General features: G+C 47.8%; 1 protein-coding gene. It reads right to left on the bottom strand.

Annotation, left to right across the window (positions count from 1 at the left end; all coding sequences use genetic code 11):
- Positions 1-261: 261 nt before the first annotated feature.
- On the bottom strand, positions 262-575 hold a 314-nt coding region (locus ACYVFD_RS35995; protein WP_461095455.1), incomplete at its 5' end, for a hypothetical protein.

Raw genomic sequence — 575 nt, 5'->3', positions numbered from 1 at the left:
TAGCCCCAACTCAGGGGGCTACGCTGCATCGGCCACAAGTGGACGTGCTTGAGAAGGCGAATATAGGCGAATGGGTCGAATCTTGAAAAAATCATACCGGCTTTTTTGGAATTAAAGACAGTACCACACAGGGACTGATGGTTGCAGAGACCGCTTCAAACAACAAACGTAGCGTCTGCCTTTACACCCCTGTTTGGTTGGGCTGCCTAGCCTCCCAACCGGCGAGCATCCTGTCGCCGGAAGCCTGTCCACGCCCAGCCACTAAACACCTTCCTCAGCGTATTCTTTCGTCCGAATCCAGTTATCCAGCTTATAGAATACATACAGGGCTCCCAATGGCAAAGCAAACGAGATCGTTTCACCGGTCACAACCGATTCAAAAGGGTTGGACTGGTAATTTTGAGCAACGCCTTTGCCGAACAGTAAGAAGTTCAATAACTGAAAACCTACACCTTGTACCGCCGAGTAAGTAAGCGTTGGTAAATTAATGAAAATGGGAAGTAATAGCTTCCACCATTTTGAGAATACATTGGCTTTCCAGACTTTGTAAATCGCGTAGAGATTGACTACCGCAA

The organism is Spirosoma gilvum (genome assembly GCF_054776815.1).
Note: the sequence above shows the minus strand (reverse complement) of the source record. Positions and strands in the feature narration are given on the sequence as shown.